Source organism: Janthinobacterium sp. KBS0711, from assembly GCF_000988085.1.
GTDB lineage: Bacteria > Pseudomonadota > Gammaproteobacteria > Burkholderiales > Burkholderiaceae_D > Janthinobacterium > Janthinobacterium lividum_E.
This window is the reverse complement of the sequence record NZ_LBCO01000015.1, coordinates 1-291: the sequence shown is the minus strand read 5'-3', so window position 1 is coordinate 291 and position 291 is coordinate 1. Positions and strand designations below refer to the sequence as shown.

Genomic DNA, 291 nt, shown 5'->3' with positions numbered 1-291 from the left:
CAGAAACTGACTATTCCAACAGTCAGACAACCTTCCGCGATCCGTCCCCCCATCGCATCATACGACGGTGCAGGAATATTAACCTGCTTCCCATCAGCTACGCATCTCTGCCTCGCCTTAGGGGCCGACTCACCCTGCTCCGATGAACGTTGAACAGGAAACCTTGGGCTTACGGCGTGGAGGCTTTTCACCCCCATTATCGCTACTCATGTCAGCATTCGCACTTCTGATACCTCCAGCATCCTTTACAAGACACCTTCGCAGGCTTACAGAACGCTCTCCTACCATATC

1 rRNA gene is annotated in these 291 nt (G+C 52.9%); it reads right to left on the bottom strand.

The features are described from left to right. Nucleotides 1-291, bottom strand: a 23S ribosomal RNA gene (locus tag VM94_RS27755); the annotation flags it as partial.